Below are 17,863 nucleotides of genomic sequence, written 5' to 3'. Positions count from 1 at the left end.
ACATTCGTTCTCAGATACATTGTCCTGGAACCGATTAGAGAGCCAGGACGATGACCGTGACCTCCCGCCACACGGATCTCCCTCGCGGCTTCAGCGACGCCGATTCCACGCGAACGGCCGCGCTGCGTCGAGTGGAACATCGCTGGTTCGAGAAATGCGCTCTCGCCGGGTTCCGGGCCGTGGAGGTTCCTCCGGTCGGATTCGCCGACACCTTCACCACCGGGCACTATGCCTCCGGTGACCGCATTTACCGATTTCCCGACCGCAGAGGACGCGAACTGGCCCTCGTATCCGACAGCCTGCCAGCACTATTGAGATTCGCAGGCACTCATCGCCTGCCCGAACAGCGACTCAGCTACCGGTGTCCGGTCTTCCGATACGAACGCAAACCTCGCCGATACTTCCACCACCTGGGTCTGATGGAACTCACCCGACCCACCATCGAACAGGCCAACCAGATATCCGCACTGCGCCGACTCATAAGCACCGTCACCGCGTTCCTGCCATCGAGCCTCGCAGCAGACTTCACCATCAGTAACCCCGCGATCTGGTTCGATCTGGTGCGAATGTTCGTGCGCCCCGAACAGGTCGGCGACTACGTGGACAGACTGCGACGCGTGCCCGTCGACGAACGGCAAGCGATGCTCGTCGCCGACAACGCTCCCCCCGCCGCTGTGGCTGTCGCCGATCTCCTGGCGCAACGCCGTCCGCACGACGACACGACCACGGTTCCCGAGCCGATTCGTTCCGGCATCGATTGCGCGCGACAACTCGTCGAACAGCTACGTCGCCAACGGATTCGCGCCGACACGGACCTCAACGAACTACACGCCAGCGAGTTTCACGACGGACTCGCATTCGTCGTGCGCCACAACGGCGTCGTGCTGGGCGACGGCGGAAACTACAGCAGCTTCGCCTCGAAGTTCCTCGGCTTCCCTACGTCGGCCTACGCGGCCGTCACCGGACTCGAGCGCATCACCGATCTGACGGACTCATCGGCCGAACCGGTCAGAGCCGCGGATCTCGCGATCCTGTCCTTCCCTGACCACCTGTCCACAGAACACGCTCATCATCTCGTCGCGAACCTGCGCGGACGCGGGATCGCGGTGTGGGACTGCGAGTTGACCCTGCCACTTCGCCGCCACCTTCGTGACTTCGCAGATCTAAACATCCCCTTGTCAGTTCTGATCGGACCCGAAGAAATCAAGTCGGCTGAATATCGAGTCCGTGATCGGTCCGGCGAGGTGTGCCGGGTTCCGCACGATGAGCTTGCGGATTGGATCATGGACTGGAACCGGTCCAGCCAAGCATCGGCCGCGAGACAAGCGAGAGGAGATATCCGGTTGTGAGCGCCCACGTGTTCGAGGATCGTGTTGCGGAGGCTACGCACCGCCCTACATCGCGCCCTCGGCCACGGCGACCCCGGCCTGGTGATCGCGACCACCGCCCGCGGCCTCACCGACCATCACGACCCCACAGGCATGGTCTGGGCCATGCTGACCGCAGCAAGCAGCGACACAGTCACCGAACGACTCCGACTGACCGACCTGTCAACGACACGACCTGCCCGGACGCGGCTCCGCGTCGTACACCCCCAGCGCCAGGCCAGTCCTACAGCGAAGCCGCCTTCGACCGCGTCGACTCGCAAACCGTGATCTGTTCGTGGAACGCCCGCAGTCGAGCAGCTCATGCCCGGCTTCAGGCGCGCACCTTCATGTCGGCTGCTGCCAGGCACCCTGGCAGGCGACAACTAGTTCCGATGGAGGTTAGCGGCTAACGATTCACGCAGCACGCTCAGTGCTTGCGTCCAGGGGAGTGGTCCGGTGTCGCCGTCGTCGGTGATGCGAACGAACCGCACGCCCCACTCTGCCAGCCGGACCCGCGCCTCACGCACAGCCGGGAAGTTCATCTGTTCCTGTTTAGCGTGGGGGATCGCGACGACGGGCAGTCCGCCACCGACGGCTTCGATCAACAGCGCGAGCGGCAAGGTGTCACCGATACCGGCTGCCCATTTCGCCATCGAGTTCGTGGTCAGTGGCGCTGCGATGATTGCGTCGGCCGGAGGCAGGAGGTCCTCGGTTCCTGGCTGTTTGAACTCCCAGCGCACTGGGTGAGTCGTCTGCGCTTCCAGTTGTTCGATGTCGAGGAATCGGGCGCCGTTCGGTGAGGCGACGACGCACACGTCCCAGCCGTCGGATTGGGCGAGTTTGACCAGTTCGCGGACCGTGTCGGCGGGTGACGCGCCGGTCACGATGGCATACAGCACCCTAGTGCGCTCTGTCATGAGGCCATCATGGCAGTTACGTCGGGCTCCGTCGTGGGCTACGCCACCACTACGCCTACACGGTGGGCGAGTTCGCCCAGTTTGCCCGCGGTGAGGCCACGCTTGGCTTCCCGCATCAACTGGGCAAGGGCATCATGCACGGCATCGGTGTTCCGGAAGTGTTCCGGCGCAGTGCTTTCCGCGCGCAAGAAGGCTTCGAGGGCGGCTTCATCAGCCCGGATCGAGGCCGCTGCGCGTCCGATTTCGACCCAGTACTGGGCAGTTCTGCCCGGGGTCGGCAGGGTTTGCGGATGGAGTTTCTTGGCCAGGTCGAGCACGACGTCTGGTTCCTGGGCTTCCATAGCGATGGACATCTTCCACAGGGCAACGTTCGATGAGCCGAACGTGGGGTTGGCGACGATGGTTGAGCTGTCGGCGGTGATAGGGCGGTCGAGGCGTGCCGCGTACTCGGCGGCGTGTTCCAGGTGGTCACGAGGGTCGCCGCCGGTGGCGGCGGTCGCCAGCGCCGCCTGCAGGTGCAGCATCCCTACCGTTTGCACCTCGTTGGCCGTGCGTGTTCGCGCACTCAGGACAGCGGCCGTGTGTTCGACGTGATGCAGCGCGGCCTTCGCCGAGGCCGGTCGCGCAAGTTGGACCTGGCTGCTGACGAAGGCCGCAGCAGCGGCTCCCGGTCCGCTGTTGATGGTGCGTGCAGCCTCTTCGGCGGCTCGCGCGGCGGTCCAGGCGACCGAGATGTGTCCGCTGGCACGCATCACCACCGAGGCGTCGAACGCGACCTGAGTCAACAAGTCCCAGGCGACACGCTGATCTTCGGCCGCGCCTTCACGGGCGTGCCGGTAGAGGTCGGTGATCAACGGCCCGACAAGCAGCGCGAGGGTGGTGTACTCGCCGGCCATGTTGAGTTGCGTGACCGCCCGGGTTGCGGCTACGAGCGTAGAAATCGAGCGCAATGGCCCCGAGTCGGGACCGTTTCCTGCGGCCCAGAACGCGGCTTCGACGTCAGGTACCAAGGCCGCGAAGTCGTCGACCTGTGCCAGTGGGGCGTTGCTGCTGGCCGCTGCTGGCTTGGGTAGCGTCGCAGCAGGCACCGTGTCCGGGTCAACGCTCGGCGCGTTCTCAACGCTTGCGCCGGAGTTGTTGCGCTGCATGCCTTTCGCGTGGCGCGCACGCCAGGCGGCTTCGCCTTCGGCCACAAGCTGTTCGAAACGTTCCCGGTCTTCCGGCGTGGCTCGTTGGGCGTAGGCGGTGTCGAGGAGTGATTGGGTGTGCGCGCGGAGTTTGACCGCGCTCAGTCCCGACCTCCAATTGCTGATCGTGGTGGTCTCGACGCCAAGCATCGTGGCGAACTGCCGAACCGGTTGCCTCATCGCCTCCTGCAACACGGCAGCTTCGAAGCCGGTCCACGCCTGCCCTCGTATCATGCGGCCCCTAATTCCCGCTCCTGAACTGGGAAATGCCTACGGTACGCCCACGCTACACCCACAGTGTGCCGTTCCTCCCGATGCTGCTGACAGGCCACGATTTTCACTAGGAACCCATTCCCGGAACCAGCCGCGGCGGGTTCCGAACATCCAGTGCGAGATGCAGGAGCAGCGTGGTGAATCCATGGGCATTCCGGTCGACCGCCGTCGTGGTCATTGTGACCGACGCGCTGTATGACCTCGATGACGTGATCGCGATCTGGATCGCGGCGCGCGTTGTGGGCCGCGATCGGCTGGTGGTGGTGTCGGCTGATGATCCGGGCGGGCGCCGTGCCCGTGTGCTGCGCGCCTTCCTCGACGGATTAGGGCGTGAGGACGCCCGGGTAGTGGCGGGCTCGGAGTTGCCGGGATCGCCGCAGCGGTTCGTTCTGCCTGACTATCTGGTCCCCGACATCTCTTCTGGCGCTGTCGAATCGGCGGTGGTGGATGCTTTGGTCGACTTGTGCGAGCAGTCACCGATCGTTGTGGGGATGGCGCCGTTGACCGACGTGGCGCGCGTGCTGGTGGCCAGGCCCGATCTCGCCGAGGCGAGCTCCCTGTTTCAGATGGGTGGATGGCTTGACGCGTATCGGGACATGTCGCGCGCCTCCCACAATCTCAGGCTGGACCCCGCGGCGGCGGGCCTGGTCCTGCGGATGGTGCCGGCGCCGAAGCTGCTGCTGTCGACCCACACCAACGATTCGCGGCTGCGGTTGACACTGGACTCGCCGCTGGTGGGATGGCTCACCGGCCCGGACGCGCCCACGGAGACGGCCGTGGTCGCGGCGAACGCCGAGGGGTGGTTCGCGCGTCGGCCGTCGAGCACGGTGGGTGATTCGTCGTGGCGGCCGGGCAGCTGGATGGCCGATCCCCTCGTACTGGCGTGGGCGCTGGGTGTGCCTGGCGTCGTGGAGTCCGCGGCGGAGACGATCCGTGTCGCGGCGGACGCGCGCATGTATCGGGTGCCTCGCGGCGCGTCGGTCGAGGTGTCGACCCGGATCGATCTGATCGCGTTCCATACCTGGATGTCGGGGTGCCTTCCGCTCGGTGCACACAAGATCCCTGACACCGCAACAGAATTCGCGCGTGGGGAGGTGCTGCGATGAGTGGGCGCTGTGGCGCGTTCGTCCCGTTCGACGGGCTGCTCGTGCCCGGCGCCCGGGTCGTCGACGGCACGCTGGTCCTGCCCGAGGGCCACTCCGCCCACTTCGCTGTCGGCGCCGGTGATTTCACCGACGGCCGCCTGGACCTGGGTAACGCCTCGATCGCCGCCGCGCGCGGCGCACTCGCCGCGCTGGTGTCCTACGCCCACCAGCGCGAGGTCGGCGGCGTACGGCTCATCGACCGCGACTCGATCGACGAGGACCTCGCCACCCAGCTGGGCCCGGTATACGCCGCGACCGCGCTCGGTCGCCGCCTGCGCACTCTGCGCGCGGCGACGATGAGTGAATCATCCACCAGCACAACCGATTTCGCACTGTTGGTGATGCTGGCCAAGCCGTTATTGTCGGACATCGCGCTGTCGGCGATCATGACCGTCCACGACGACACCGGCGCCCACGCCCACCTGCGCGCCAACCGGATCGCCGACCTGCTCGGCGGTGTCGGGTCCATCCGTACCGCCGAAGGCGCCAACCGCGTCCTGCGCGTCGTGGCGGGCTCGCGCGCCGACCTGCGTCACGCACGGCTGCCCGGAGCCGAGTTGTCGTGGCCGGGTGCCGACATTCTCATCGCCCGCGAAGACGGAATCGCCGCCGACCGAACCGCGGGCGACCTCGACCGGCTCGACGCCGCCGGCCCGGAGGCGGCGGCCGAGATGGCCGCCCAAGCCACCGCGATCCGGCTGGCCGCGCAGGCGGTGGCGCTCGATCTCGCCGACACCACCGACCCCACCGCGCGCCAGCTCCTGGAAGACGTGCTCGGTGAGGTCACCCTCACCGCCATCCTCGACCACGGGCAGTGGCATCACGAGCACGGTCACCTCTCACAGGAAGACCTGAGCGCGTTCCGGACCCAACGCCGCGCCCACCGCACCCGCCTCGCCGCGCACGCGCGCCTGCTCACCACCGCGTTCGCGGTACCCGCCATCCCTCGCGCGCCGCTGTTCTCGGCCAACTACCTCGAGGAGTACCCGTGATGTCGGCAACGTCATGGCTGGTCACGGCCGTCATCGTCGTCGCGCTGCTGGCCGCGGTCGCCGTCGCGCTCACCCCCCGGAAACCGGACACCGACCCACGCCCGCCACCGCAGCGTCGGACCCCGCCAAGCCCGCCGCGCCCGATCGGGAAGGAAACCATGACCCCCGACACCATCACCCACTTCGCCGTCGACCTGGTGGCCCAGATCGGCAATCCGTCCCCGGAGGCACCGCCGGCCTGGAATCGCCGAAGATGGTCGCCGGGGCCATGATCGGCGGCGTCATCGCGACCAGCGCGGGCACCAACATGAACGCGGTCATCGGATGACCCCGGCAACACCTGGTGAGACCGATGCGCGGGGACCGCCACGCGCTGACGGGCATCGTGTTCGCGGCGCGGCGAATACGGTCCGCAGCCAGTGTGGCGAAGTGATCGTGCCACCGTCTGGCTGGCGATGAGCGGATCGTGCAGGGCGCGGGCGACTTCGGTGTCGAGCGCTCCGGCCAGCGCCTCGGCGAGACCGACTTTGCGCAGGATGCCGAGCTGGTGCAGCCGCTGGGAGTGGACCTGCTGTTCGACCTCCCGGATCTGGCGCGGGATCGCGATCGTGTTGGCTGGGTCAGCTGAACTGAACTGAAACGCCCGCGGACAGGGGCCTGTGGAGGAACAGTCCCGTTCAGCGGTATTGTCCCTGCTCAGGGGATGGATGTCAGTGGGTCGGGATAGGCTGCGGCGATGAGTAATTTTGACGATGCGCTCGCCTCGGCGCGCCGAGATGCCGAGTGGCGCATCGACATTGCGCAATCCGACCAGCGCTCCAAGGATGCACTCGCTGAACAGGTCACTCATGTCCTGGCCGAGGCCTCCGAGCAGTTCCGTGCTCTGCCCGAGGGGTTGAGGTTGCAGCTGGCGCGGCCCAAGAAGCTGTTCGAACGTACGAGCTCCGGTGTCACCGACGTCGACGGGAAGCGCTACGTCGTGATCGACGAACAGCGCTGCTGGATCGTGCCGCCGTACGGCGGCCGGTCACATGGTTCGGATGTGTTGTTCACCGAGCGCGGCGAACTGTTCTACGTCCTCATCCATGGCCGGTTCCTGGCCCCGGGTGGCCCACCCGACCTGATCAGCCCGGACCCACTGGCCATCCCGGTTGCCACACCACCGAGCGGAGTCGACGTGGCCAAGGAGTTCTCGCATGGCCGCCATTACGGCGAGGAGCAGGAGCGAGACGCTGCGGTGATCCGGGCATTACGTAGCGCGCTCGCGCAGTGCTTCGTGGAATACGAACGCGCCCTCGGCAACTCGGAGCCGATCGAGGATCTGTTCCAGAAGTGGCCGATTCAGTGGCGTAGCGGCTAGAACGGATAGGAATCGCCGGTGAGTTGGGTGCGGGTCGACTCGCCGAGCGCTGTGGCGATAACGTCGCGGCGGCCGCCGTAGAGGTGCGCGACGCCCAGGCGGGTCAGCATCGCGTGCACCTGGTCGGCACTCCACTGCACTTTCTGGTTTTCCAGCCGGTGGAGGTAGTAGCGGAACACGTCGAAGTCTTCGACCACGATGTCGGTCTTCTCCGGGTGAGCGTGGACGTCCAGGGACGGAACATGCTGCCCAGGAAGCAACATCACCACGACCAGGCCGTAGACGAAACATCCCCGGTGGGTCACCTGGCTGGCCCAGTTCTTCATCGCCAAGGTGTTCGTGCGGACTTGGCTGATGGGGTTGTGGTTGTAGGTGTTGCCGTAGATGTCGGCGATCTGCCCGTCCTCCATCAACCAGGGCCCGTTCGGCGGCACGACGAGCGTGCCGTGCTGTTGACTGCGGAATCCCTTGATCTCAACCGCGATACAGCGCTGCTTGGTCCAGATCAGCGCGTCGAGCTGGCGACTGCGACCACGATGGGGAACATCGACGTTGAGCAACGCCACCCCGGGCTGAGCCGGGCTCCACCCGACCCATTCGGCGAACCGCTGCTCCGCGGTCGACAACTCCGTGTCCTGGTTGACCAACAACAGCACAGCGACCTCCCCGCCTTTGGCCGGCCGTCGTTGATGTGGCCGGTCTCGCTCACGATCTCTGTGCCAGTGTGGCACGCGACACCGACACCCTGAAGTTGTTCGCGCGCAGCGCCTTCGAGCACGGCCGCCACCGGCGGAGGTGTTGATCCGGTGGCAGGCCCGGACCGATCCCGCCGCGCGACGACGGCATTGATCGGTCCGGGCCCACGGTCGTCAGCCGGTGGCGCTACTGGGTCGCAGTGGTCGTCTCTGGCAAGCCCGCAAAGAAGTCGGCGAGCATGGCGTTGTCTTCGTAGGCGAGGTCGGTCGCCGCAGCGTCCTGCTCGGTGAACCAACGCAGCCCTTGGCCTTCGGTGAGGACGACGTCCTCGATTTCGAAACTCACGCGGGCGTGGAAGGTGTGCTCGACCCCGAAATGCAGGTCACGAGTACAGACGTGATCGACTTCGCTGGGATCGAGCACGACACCGATCTCTTCATCGATCTCGCGCACGATCGTTTCCAACGGTGTTTCGCCCGCCTCGATCATCCCGCCCAGCAAAGACCACTGGTTCGGATAGGCGATCTCGGTTTTGTCGTCGCGTAGGTACATGAGGACTTCGCGGCGATCGTTGAGCAGGATGATCTGGGTGCCTTCACTTTTCACGGGATGCGCCCTTTCGCTAGCGGTGGTAGGCCGTGGCGAGCTTGGTCACCGCGGCGGCGACGTCACCGACATCGGTGACGGTCATCTTCGGGTACAGCGGCAGCGAGATGATCCGGGCCGAGACATCCCGCGCAACTGGGAACTGCGCCGGGGTCGATGCCGCGAACCCGCTGATGGTACGGCTGAAGGTGCAGGGAAATGAAGTGCACACCGACACCGATTCCTTCCGCGCGCAGGGCCTCGATGAACTGATCACGGTCGACGGTGAGCACGTCGAGGTCGAGCTGGATCACATACAGGTGATGGGTGTGGCGGACACCAGGCAGTCGCGTCGGGCGCCGGATCCCGGGTACGCCGGCGAGCAGCTGGTCGTAGAGGTCGGCGTAGCGGGCGCGGGTGGCGATGAACCCTTCCAGACGTGGGAGTTGGTGCAGCCCGACCGCGGCCGAGACGTCGGGGATGTTGTATTTGAACCCGGGCTCGAGCAGTTCCCAGTGCGGTGACCCGTTGGGCGCGTACCGGTTCCAGGCGTCGCGGCTGATGCCGTGCAACGACAGCACCCGCGCCCGTTCGGCAAGATCGTCGTCGTCAGTGACCAGCAATCCGCCTTCGATGGTGGTCATATTCTTGGTCGGGTAGAAGCTGAACGCGGCCATGTCGCCGGTTTGGCCGATCATCTTGCCGCCGGACTCGGCGCCGAACGCGTGGGCGGCGTCCTCGATCACCCGCAGACCGTGCTTGGCGGCGAGGGCGTTGATGGCGTCGATGTCGGCGGGTTGGCCGGCCATGTGAACCGGCATGATCGCCTTCGTGCGGGCGGCTCACGAGAACGAGCGCGCCGGGTCTGGGTTACGGCCGAGGATGTAGTAGTGCGCGATCGACTCCCGCAGCTGCCCGGATGGCTCGCAGGCGAGCAACTGTGCTCGAAGGTCGGTCTCGAATCCTTCTGCGAGAGCAGGATCCTGGCGAATCCGGGCAGTGTAGGAGGTCGACCACAAGAACCCGAGAAACTCATCGACCGTCCAGGTGTGCGGTGTGGGGAACTGGTACTCGGCGACGTCGACGAACCCCGCTTCGCGCAGCACGTCTTCGTGAGTACGCCGCGCTGGTGTGTTGCTCGCTGCTATAACAGGTGCCGCACTCGCCGGGCGTCCGGGTTCGCCGGACAATCGCGCCACGACGTCGACGGCGACGGCTTGCCACGGCTCGGTCCCGCTCCAGGGTGTGCTGCTACCCAGGATGGCCAGGCAGCCATCCTGGGCTAGCCACTGGCGGGTGCGCTCGGCACGCTGGACAGGAAGTGGATCTCCCCGCCGCACTGGTGCGTGGTCATCGCTTCGCGGACCTGCCGCAGATGGGTCAGCGCGAGCTGTTCGAACCGGAAGCACCCGGTGCACACGGTCACCTTCTCCACACTCGACAGCCCTGTGCCGGTGTGGTCGTCGCACAGAGTGGAGAAGTAGGCGTTGAGATCGTCCAGCGCCAGGCGGGGGTCGTTGGCTTCTTCGAGGGTGTTCGGGCAGAACACGCAGCCGGTGCATGCGCTACGCGCGTTGGAGTTCAACGTCAGGACCCGGCCCTCGTTGCGCCAATACCCGAGCACCGCGTCGTCAGCCTCGGCGACGTCGATGACCGCGACCTGCTCACCACCCAGCAAGACCTTGGTATCGACCAGCTTGAACGGTGACCTGCGTCGGCCCAGCGACAAGATCATGTACAGCTGATCATCCGGACGGGCGTTCAGCCGCAGCCGAAACCGCAACCGCGACACCCCGATATCGGCGTCCAGACCGCACGCATTGAGCGCGATCAACATGATGTCGTCAGCGTCGATGCCCCACCGGGTGGCGAGTCGATCGGCGTCGGCCCTGGTCTTGAGCATGTGTACCTACCTCTTGTGGCCGGTGTCAGTGGACGGGTTTGGCTGGCATGGGTTTGTCGACGTAGAACAGGTCCGAGACCAGGTCGCTGTACTCGAGTTCGAGCTCGGCGAGCTGAGTCCACGCCTGATGCATCCGCTCCGAGCGCGCTCCGGACGCCACCAGCTGACGCATCGCCTGTTCGGCGGCCGCGGCCATCCGATCGATCAGCACGCCGATCGTCGGCGGATAGGTGATCGCCAGCAGCGGTTCGACAGCGGTGATCAGTTCGTTGATCCGGGTGATGAATTCGCTTCGACGGCAGTCGCATTCGGCTGCCAGATCTGGCGATTCGGTGCGCGTTCCGTGCAACCGCACCAGCTCGCGCGCCCACGAGCAGATCGGGTCCGAGTCGTCGAGGCCGCGACACAGCGCGATCAGCAGGCGGTTTCGGGCGGGCAAGTGGCAGCGGCGTTCCTGCGTGATCGGCGGTGTGCGCATGGCTCTCCTCCCACCCAGCGGCCGCCCTGGGGTGGCCCCCGCTTGTAGGCGGTGCACGGGCTAACTGGTTCTCACACGGTACCTATCCGCCTGGGGGTTGTCCACCTGGTGGATAGGTACCAGGTGGCGGGGGGAGTGCGGATGTCCGCTAACACTCCGGTAGCGTCTGTGCTATGCCCAAACAGCCCGAATACCTCTCGATCGCAGCCACCTTGCGGGCCGAAGTGCTCGCCGGGGACTACGACGCCGAGCCATTTCCCGGCAACGGTGATCTCGCCGAACGCTTCGACGTCAACATGAAGACCGCTGGGCGGGCTGTCCAACAACTGGTCGCCGAAGGACTCGTCATCGCCCGGCCCGGAATGCGGGCGGTACCCACCCCACCCGAACTGCGCGGCACCCGATGGCCGATGAACGGCCGCTACGCCCGCGCCCGCGCCGCCCGAGGGCTGGTCTTCGCCGGCGACGTCAGCGGCAACGTCCGCAAGGACACCGTCAGCCGTGAATGGGTGAGCGCTCCGCTGCCGATCGCTCACCTGCTCGGTGTCAAAGAAGGGGCGCGCGTCTTCCGCCGCCGCAGCCGCACCTTCATCGACGACGTCGCGACCGAGGACACGATGATGTTCTTCCCCGAACAGGTCGTCCACGCCGCCCCCGACCTCGAGACCGCCGACCGTATCCAGGTCGTCGCGCTCATCGAAGACGCCGGACACACCGTGACCCGAACCGCCAACGAGATCCGTGCCCGGCACGCCAACCCCTCCGAACAGCAACTGTTCGGAATCGGCGCGAACAGCATCGTCATCGAGCACATCCACGGAACCTACGGCGCCACAGACGAACCCCTCGAAGCCGTCATTAATGTCCGTCCCGCACACGGTGGCGCCATCACCTTCGACACCTACGAAGCACCCCTCGACAACGAATAGAAGGAGCCCCGATGCCCACCACCACGACCGTCCGAAGCCGGCTGGCTATCGCGCTCGATACCAGCGATCTGGACACTGCGGTGTCGATCGCCAAGGCTGTGCAGCCCGACATCGGCATCGCCAAAGTCGGCCTTCAACTGTTCAGCGCGGCCGGACGCGACGCCGTGCGCGCGATCCAGGATCTCGGCATGGACGTCTTCCTCGACGTCAAGCTGCACGACATCCCCAACACCGTCTACGGAGCCAGCACCGTCCTCGGAGCCCTCGGCGTCCAATACCTGACCGTCCACGCAGGCGGCGGAACGGCCATGCTCGAAGCCGCGGTGAAGGGACTCAGCGAAGGCGCGAGCGGCGCCGGATTCGCAGCCCCGACCGTGCTCGCAGTCACCGTGCTGACCAGCGCACCGGACGCATCGCCGGAACTTCTCAACGAACGCGTGGCTGCGGCCGTCGCTGCCGATTGCGGCGGCGTCGTCTGCGCGGCCAGCGACCTGCCCGTCATCCGCGCCGCAGCACCCGACATCCTGACCGTGGTCCCCGGCATCCGTCCGGCCGGCGGCGCAGTGCACGACCAGCAGCGAGTGGCGACCCCCGACGCCGCCATTCGCAGTGGCGCAAGCATTCTCGTTCTCGGTCGAGCGATCACCGCCGCTCCGGATCCCGCCGAAGCCGCACGAGCCATCGCCGAGGAAGTCGCGCAGGCCCTCTGACCGAACCCACCCGATCGGCGGATCAATCGCCGTCGCCGAAGGCAGCCCACGCCCCGGCGGCGGCGAACATCAATCACGTGATTGCTCGCGGCCCGCGCACCGATACAGCCTCGGACCCATCAGGGCTGGGAGCCGGATTCCTTGGCCAGCGCCATGATTCGATCCTCGGTTGGTTCGTAGACGCCACCGAAGGTGAGCGCGTGGAATTGCTGTTCGAGTTCGTCGTGCCTCGCCTCCTGCGCTGCGGGCAAAGTTTCACAGATGAGCCGCGCCTTGCGGGGATCGTCGTCGTACATGGCCGAGACCAGATTCGCGGCGTGGAATGTATCCGTGGCGATCAGGCGAAGGTCGGGCGGCACGGAAGCATCGGATGAGATGGCGTGCAGCAGATCTTTCAGCGCGGACGCGGTGTCTCGTGCCGCTCGTCGAAGCTGGGTTCGCGCCGCTTCGGTGAGGGCGTCGGGGGTGATCAGCCCTGGCGGCAGCGGCTGATCCTCGGCGTAGCAGTAGCGGCGAACGACCGGCGCTCCTGCGCCGTTGGCGAGGTGATCGGGTGCGTCGTCGCCGATTTCGACGATGTGCCAGTGCTGGCGCTCTTCGGTCTCGTCATCGGTTGTTCGGTACAGCAGGCCAGCTGCCACGCCGATCGCGGTGAAGGCGTTCATCGCATAGGCGAATCGGATCGGCACGGGCAGGCTCGGGAGCTGCCTGAGCTGGTCGGTGTGGGAAGCCACCCATGCGATCGTGTGCTGGGCCTCGGCGTCGAGCGCTGCGGCGGGATTCATGCAGGGCAACCTACCGATAAGGCCGGTGCGAACCCGGCAGAAACACCTGAGCAACAGCGGCAAGTCTGGCCCTCAACTCCACCGGTCGACCACCGGTGACATCAGATATAATGAGATGCCATCATTGATGGCTTCGATGAGGGATGTGATGGCATATGAAGAACGTGACGATCCGGAAACTGAGCGACGAAGTACACCGCGCGATTCACCAACGCGCGGCCGCGCACGGCCGAAGCATCGAGGCCGAAATGCGCGCGATCCTCACCGAGGCGGTACAACCGCCCGAGCGGATCAAGCTCGGCACGCTCCTCGCCGGCGTCATCAGCGAAGAGAACCGGCTCACCGAGGACGAACGCGAAACCTACTTCGGCCGCGACAAGACACCGACCGAGCCGATGGCGTTCGGCCAGTGATCATCCTGGACACCAACGTCATCAGCGAGCCCACCACCAAAGCCCCGCACGAGCGGGTCACAGCATGGTTGGACGCCCAAGCCATCGAGACCCTGTACCTGTCGGCCGTCACCGTCGGCGAACTCCGATACGGCATCGCCGCCATGCCCACCGGCCGGCGCCGCGACGAGTTCACCGATTGGCTGGAGAACCACACCGTGCCCGCGTTCGCCGGGCGCATCCTGGCCTACGACCTCGAAGCCACCGCGGAATACGCCCGCCTGATGTCGGCCGCACGCGCCGCCGGGCTGGCCATCGCCACAGCCGACGGCATGATCGCTGCCACGGCGGCCGCCACGGGCTACACCGTCGCCACCCGCGACCGCTCGCCGTTCGAGGCCGGCGGAGTACCCACCATCGACCCGTGGCAGTAAGGCGCGAACCGTCACGACGATCAGCTCGTCGCTTCTTCGGCCTGACACCGGACCGGTAACGAACCGACCCACGGCCGCGGTCGCTCGATGACTGCGCCAACCCCTGCGAGATCTTGCGGCACCGGGGCCGACCGGCACCACCACTTCACCGAACCCACCACCTCGCCCACAGCGGACATCGGGACCGACGAGGGGGTCTGACGTGCCAGAATGCGGCATGGCCACCATCGAACGCAATTCCCCGGGGTTGCCCGTCCTCGCCGTCGTCAGTGGCCCTCCGGGGTCCGGCAAGTCCACGTTGGCCCACGCGCTGGCCGCCGACATCGGCGTGCTCGCCATCGTTCGCGACGAGATCAAACAGGGCATGGTCATGGCCACCGACGCACCCGCCGAGACCGGGTACGACGATCTCAATATCCCCGCGCTGCACGCCTTCTTCGAGGTCTTGACCGTGCTCGCCCGCGCCGGAGTCACCGTCATCGCCGAAGCGGCGTTTCAAGATCGGCTCTGGCGACCGAATTTGATGCCGCTCGCGGCTATCGCCCAGATCCGCATCATCCATTGCACCGCACGGCAAAAGTTGCTGCGCGAGCGGATCGGGCACCGTGCTGAGACCAACCCGCACCGCCGCGCACACAACGACGCCGGGCACCCTGGCCACCATCACCGCCGACGATGACACGGCCCCCACGTTCGTGCCGGTGAGCATGGAGGTACCGGAACTGCGGGTCGACACCACCGACGGCTACCACCCCGGCCTGGAAACGATCGCCCGATTCATCACCCAATCCGATTAGCGGCGAGCCGAGAACTCGGCCACATCGCGAATCGCGGCGAACAAGGCCGCGCCGCGCGTTCGATGCTCAGACCCTCGCCGGTACCGTGACCAGGTGGCATCGAACGCGCAACGGCGGGCCGCGCGTGACCGGGTCACCGCCTATCACGAGGCGCAACTGGGTGAGCTGATCGCCCACTTCGAGCAGGCGGTTCGCCGATTCCGGGCCGGGGAGCTCGACGCGTTCGAGGTCGACGCCGTGATCCACCGATACCACCGCGCCGCCCAGAAGCTCTGGGTGTTCTGCGACCAATCCGGCGCGCACGTGGAGACCACCGCGCACCTCATCGACCACCTCGACGAATCCGGCGAGCCCATCGACTGGTGGCAGCGAGCGAGACCGACCAGGGAGTAGCCGCGTACCGCCCGGTGCGTCGGCGCTGCGTCCGCGCGCCGGGACGCACCATCAGCCTCGAAATGTCAGTGGTGATGCGTCACGACTGACGTTTTCAGGAGTTCCGCGCAACATATCCAGCGCCAACGCCGTCACCGAGAAACAGTCATTGACCAGTGCGTTACTGCTGGTGTGGCGCCACACCGACGAGACCGACATGGTGGTCGGCACAGCTACACTCCGACCACCGTTCCGCTCGATTCCCCTGCTGAGGAGCTGGCCACCCCTATGAATTCCCGCGTTGAGGTTGCCGACCTGCCGACCGGTCTGACGTTCGACGACGTGCTGCTGGTTCCCGCAGCCTCTGATGTGATCCCCAGCGGCGTGAACACCACAACTCGGGTCTCCCGCAACGTCACGTTGAGCGTCCCGATCGTGTCCGCCGCGATGGACACCGTCACCGAAGCACGTATGGCGATCGCGATGGCCCGCAACGGAGGCCTCGGCGTGCTGCACCGCAACCTGCCCGTCGCAGAACAAGCCGGACAGGTCGAGATCGTGAAACGCTCCGAGTCGGGGATGGTCTCCGACCCCATCACCTGCGCACCGGGCGCGACCCTGCAAGATGTCGACGACCTGTGTGCGAGGTAACGGATCGGAATGGGCTTCGCCGGCACCGTCACGATTCCCGAACTGCAGCAAGCCCAACTCATGCGGATCACGGCGGCCGGAATGCGCGAAAGCCACCCCCACGACGTCGCCATCACCACGGATGCACCCAACTACACTTCTAAGCCCTAATCTCTGCGAGTAACCACACTCCCACGTATGTCGGGCGCACCCAGCTGGCGACAAGATCCACTGCGGGATTCATCCCGCCACAAACGATCCGCGCGACCATCTCGGTTACACACACACCTCAGCGATTGGTAAACGGCGGTGGAGGCCACGCTGCGGCCCTCGATGATCGTGCGACCGGACTCCAATTGTGTTGCGGTGGATCTAGGGAAGAAGGCGGGCTGGGTGCGCCGTCAGAACCGTTCCGACCGTGGCGGGTGTTTCCTGGGCGACCATGGTCGCGGTGATCGGGCCGCCGGTTAAATGGTGGGCGCGCGTGGCGGCGCGGCCGTGGAGGAACGCGGCCATCTCACCGGCGTCGAACGCATCGATTCCGGCGGCCATGAGCGCGCCCGCGATCCCGGCGAGCACGTCACCGGCTCCGGCGGTGGCGAGCCAGGGCGGTGCTTCGGATTGGCTGGCGGTGTAACCATCGGGGCGGATGATGAGTGTGGTGGGGCCTTTGACCAGGATTGTCGCGTCGAGTTCACGGGCGGCTTCGTGTCCGTAATGCCATGGCCGCGCCTCGATTTCGGCGCGGGGTACGTTCCGGCCGAGCCAGCTCATGATGCGTGCCAGCTCTCCCGCGTGTGGTGTCAGCAGCACTCGGTCGGCGGAGGCCGGTCGGTCACCGGCGGCGCGGCGGCGTACCAGAGCTTCGAGGGCGCCCGCGTCGACGACGGTGGGCAGCCCGGATGACAGCGCCCTGTCGATCGCCGCGTCCTGATCGGCGTCGTCTTGGACGCCGGAACCGAGCAGCCACGCCTGCACCTGCCCGACCCCGGGGACCGCCTCGGGAACTGCTCCGAGCACTTGCGCGGTCACTCCGGCGGGGCCGACGAAACGTGCTATTCCTGCCGCGCCCGTGCGAACGGCACCGAGTACCGCGAGGACTGCCGCTCCAGGGTAGGCGTCGCTTCCGGCGACTATGCCGAGGACGCCTCGCGTGTATTTGTGCGCGACTCGGGCGGGGACGGGCCAGCGGGCGGCGATCTGGGCGTCGCCGAGCCGACGGGCGAGCGGGGTGGCTGGGATGGGTGGAAGGCCGACGTCGACCATACGGAGTGTTCCGGCTGCGTGGGCGCCGGGCGGCAGCAGGACGCACGGCTTCGCAGCCGAGAACGTCACGGTGACATCTGCGTTGATGTGGGGGCCGGTGATCTCGCCGGTGTCCGGGGTGATGCCGGAGGGCAGGTCGACCGCGACGACGGTGGCGGTGTCGGGGATGGCGGTGGCGAGTTCGGCGGCGCGTCCACGTAGGGCTCCGGCGCCGGATTCGCCGATGATCCCGTCGATGACGAGGTCGGCGCGGGCGAGCGCGATATCGGCTGTCTTCGTGTCGTGAACGGGGATGATGCGGCCGCCTGCCGCGCGGAGTTCGTCCACGCCTGGTTGATAGGCGTTGTCGGCGACGAGGATCGCGTCGACACGCACTCCGCGACGGCGCAATCGGGCACCTGCGAGCGTGGCGTCCGCGCCGTTGTTCCCGGTGCCGACCAGGAGGGCGACGCGGCGACCGTACACACCTGCGGCGCGCTCGTTCAAGAGTTCGGTGACGATGGTCACGAGGCCGGCGGCGGCGCGGCGCAGTAGCCGGTCGTGTGGTCCCTTGCGGGCGAGTTCGGTTGCGACAGTGTCGAGTACGTCTGCGGCGCGGTAGGCGCTCCAGGTCGTCATGTGTTCGATTCCACCAGGGGTGCGTGG

At 66.6% G+C, this 17,863-nt stretch carries 23 protein-coding genes and 2 pseudogenes; 13 read left to right on the top strand and 12 right to left on the bottom strand.

The features are described from left to right. Positions 1-50: 50 nt before the first annotated feature. A complete protein-coding gene (locus tag DFR74_RS28675; RefSeq protein ID WP_067509239.1) occupies positions 51-1,349 on the top strand; it encodes an ATP phosphoribosyltransferase regulatory subunit in 1,299 nt (432 codons plus the stop codon). Between the two features lie 401 nt (positions 1,350-1,750). Here DFR74_RS28675 and DFR74_RS28670 read toward each other — a convergent pair whose 3' ends face one another. Next, on the bottom strand, positions 1,751-2,284 hold the full coding sequence (locus DFR74_RS28670) for a flavoprotein (RefSeq protein WP_067509241.1): 534 nt from the start codon (positions 2,282-2,284) through the stop codon (positions 1,751-1,753). 38 nt (positions 2,285-2,322) lie between these two features. Continuing rightward, on the bottom strand, positions 2,323-3,666 hold the full coding sequence (locus DFR74_RS35635) for a hypothetical protein (RefSeq protein WP_147265967.1): 1,344 nt from the start codon (positions 3,664-3,666) through the stop codon (positions 2,323-2,325). Between the two features lie 257 nt (positions 3,667-3,923). Between DFR74_RS35635 and DFR74_RS28660 the strand changes: the two genes are divergently transcribed. The 5 genes from DFR74_RS28660 (at position 3,924) to DFR74_RS28650 (ending at position 7,241) form a co-directional block, all read left to right on the top strand. Then, entirely contained in the window at positions 3,924-4,850 is a 927-nt protein-coding gene (locus tag DFR74_RS28660; protein ID WP_067509245.1) for a nucleoside hydrolase, read from the top strand. After that, positions 4,847-5,881 carry an acyl-CoA dehydrogenase family protein gene (locus tag DFR74_RS28655; protein ID WP_067509247.1) on the top strand — a complete coding sequence of 345 codons (1,035 nt, stop codon included), beginning with the start codon at positions 4,847-4,849 and terminating at the stop codon, positions 5,879-5,881. Before DFR74_RS28660 ends, DFR74_RS28655 begins: the two co-directional genes overlap by 4 nt. Further along, positions 5,881-6,153 carry a hypothetical protein gene (locus tag DFR74_RS36295; RefSeq protein ID WP_067509250.1) on the top strand — a complete coding sequence of 91 codons (273 nt, stop codon included), beginning with the start codon at positions 5,881-5,883 and terminating at the stop codon, positions 6,151-6,153. Before DFR74_RS28655 ends, DFR74_RS36295 begins: the two co-directional genes overlap by 1 nt. 194 nt (positions 6,154-6,347) lie before the next feature. Beyond that, complete coding sequence (locus DFR74_RS36290) at positions 6,348-6,509, top strand: hypothetical protein (RefSeq protein WP_157115835.1); 162 nt, start codon at positions 6,348-6,350, stop codon at positions 6,507-6,509. Between the two features lie 108 nt (positions 6,510-6,617). Then, complete coding sequence (locus tag DFR74_RS28650) at positions 6,618-7,241, top strand: hypothetical protein (RefSeq protein ID WP_067509253.1); 624 nt, start codon at positions 6,618-6,620, stop codon at positions 7,239-7,241. Here DFR74_RS28650 and DFR74_RS28645 read toward each other — a convergent pair. From DFR74_RS28645 to DFR74_RS28620, 7 genes and pseudogenes are all read right to left on the bottom strand, one after another. Next, a complete protein-coding gene (locus tag DFR74_RS28645) occupies positions 7,238-7,867 on the bottom strand; it encodes a nuclease-related domain-containing protein (RefSeq protein WP_170160811.1) in 630 nt (209 codons plus the stop codon). The two genes, DFR74_RS28650 and DFR74_RS28645, sit on opposite strands and share 4 nt — an antisense overlap. Positions 7,868-8,123: 256 nt before the next feature. After that, the gene (locus DFR74_RS28640) at positions 8,124-8,543 is read right to left on the bottom strand and encodes an NUDIX hydrolase (RefSeq protein ID WP_067509257.1); all 420 of its coding nucleotides are present in this window, start codon (positions 8,541-8,543) and stop codon (positions 8,124-8,126) included. Positions 8,544-8,559: 16 nt separating this feature from the next. Further along, on the bottom strand, positions 8,560-8,754 hold the full coding sequence (locus DFR74_RS38095) for a DegT/DnrJ/EryC1/StrS family aminotransferase (protein WP_411720243.1): 195 nt from the start codon (positions 8,752-8,754) through the stop codon (positions 8,560-8,562). Beyond that, a pseudogene (locus tag DFR74_RS28635) lies at positions 8,720-9,349 on the bottom strand (DegT/DnrJ/EryC1/StrS family aminotransferase); the annotation flags it as partial. The gene DFR74_RS38095 and the pseudogene DFR74_RS28635, both read right to left, overlap by 35 nt. Positions 9,350-9,364: 15 nt before the next feature. Beyond that, positions 9,365-9,628 carry a hypothetical protein gene (locus DFR74_RS36785; RefSeq protein ID WP_067509261.1) on the bottom strand — a complete coding sequence of 88 codons (264 nt, stop codon included), beginning with the start codon at positions 9,626-9,628 and terminating at the stop codon, positions 9,365-9,367. A gap of 176 nt (positions 9,629-9,804) precedes the next feature. Next, complete coding sequence (locus DFR74_RS28625; protein WP_198161739.1) at positions 9,805-10,425, bottom strand: hypothetical protein; 621 nt, start codon at positions 10,423-10,425, stop codon at positions 9,805-9,807. Between the two features lie 25 nt (positions 10,426-10,450). Continuing rightward, entirely contained in the window at positions 10,451-10,903 is a 453-nt protein-coding gene (locus DFR74_RS28620) for a hypothetical protein (protein ID WP_067509263.1), read from the bottom strand. A 173-nt stretch (positions 10,904-11,076) separates the two neighbouring features. Here DFR74_RS28620 and DFR74_RS28615 point away from each other — a divergent pair, with 173 nt between their 5' ends. Further along, a complete protein-coding gene (locus tag DFR74_RS28615) occupies positions 11,077-11,832 on the top strand; it encodes a GntR family transcriptional regulator (protein WP_067509266.1) in 756 nt (251 codons plus the stop codon). Between the two features lie 11 nt (positions 11,833-11,843). Next, positions 11,844-12,542 (top strand): orotidine-5'-phosphate decarboxylase, encoded by a 699-nt coding sequence (pyrF, locus tag DFR74_RS28610; protein ID WP_067509268.1) that lies wholly within the window; start codon positions 11,844-11,846, stop codon positions 12,540-12,542. A 119-nt stretch (positions 12,543-12,661) separates the two neighbouring features. Here pyrF and DFR74_RS28605 read toward each other — a convergent pair whose 3' ends face one another. Beyond that, positions 12,662-13,327 (bottom strand): hypothetical protein, encoded by a 666-nt coding sequence (locus tag DFR74_RS28605; protein WP_067509270.1) that lies wholly within the window; start codon positions 13,325-13,327, stop codon positions 12,662-12,664. A gap of 155 nt (positions 13,328-13,482) precedes the next feature. Here DFR74_RS28605 and DFR74_RS37680 point away from each other — a divergent pair, with 155 nt between their 5' ends. From DFR74_RS37680 to DFR74_RS28585, 4 genes are all read left to right on the top strand, one after another. Further along, complete coding sequence (locus DFR74_RS37680; protein ID WP_067509272.1) at positions 13,483-13,740, top strand: FitA-like ribbon-helix-helix domain-containing protein; 258 nt, start codon at positions 13,483-13,485, stop codon at positions 13,738-13,740. Further along, entirely contained in the window at positions 13,737-14,153 is a 417-nt protein-coding gene (locus DFR74_RS28595) for a PIN domain-containing protein (RefSeq protein ID WP_067509274.1), read from the top strand. The genes DFR74_RS37680 and DFR74_RS28595 overlap by 4 nt, the downstream gene beginning before the upstream one ends. 217 nt (positions 14,154-14,370) lie before the next feature. Next, a complete protein-coding gene (locus DFR74_RS28590; protein ID WP_198161740.1) occupies positions 14,371-14,832 on the top strand; it encodes an AAA family ATPase in 462 nt (153 codons plus the stop codon). Positions 14,833-15,043: 211 nt separating this feature from the next. Further along, a complete protein-coding gene (locus DFR74_RS28585; RefSeq protein ID WP_067509277.1) occupies positions 15,044-15,343 on the top strand; it encodes a hypothetical protein in 300 nt (99 codons plus the stop codon). Between the two features lie 51 nt (positions 15,344-15,394). Here DFR74_RS28585 and DFR74_RS36285 read toward each other — a convergent pair whose 3' ends face one another. After that, positions 15,395-15,553, bottom strand: a complete 159-nt coding sequence (locus DFR74_RS36285) for a hypothetical protein (protein ID WP_157115836.1) — start codon at positions 15,551-15,553, stop codon at positions 15,395-15,397. Positions 15,554-15,610: 57 nt separating this feature from the next. Between DFR74_RS36285 and DFR74_RS28580 the strand changes: the two are divergent. Continuing rightward, positions 15,611-15,970 (top strand): annotated as a pseudogene (locus tag DFR74_RS28580) (IMP dehydrogenase); the annotation flags it as partial. Between the two features lie 354 nt (positions 15,971-16,324). Here the strand turns inward: DFR74_RS28580 and DFR74_RS28575 are convergent. Continuing rightward, a complete protein-coding gene (locus tag DFR74_RS28575) occupies positions 16,325-17,836 on the bottom strand; it encodes a bifunctional ADP-dependent NAD(P)H-hydrate dehydratase/NAD(P)H-hydrate epimerase (RefSeq protein WP_067509281.1) in 1,512 nt (503 codons plus the stop codon). Positions 17,837-17,863: the final 27 nt, after the last annotated feature.

The organism is Nocardia puris (assembly GCF_003315035.1).
GTDB lineage: Bacteria > Actinomycetota > Actinomycetes > Mycobacteriales > Mycobacteriaceae > Nocardia > Nocardia puris.
The sequence above is the reverse complement of the archived record's forward strand: the minus strand, read 5'-3'. Positions and strand labels throughout refer to the sequence as shown.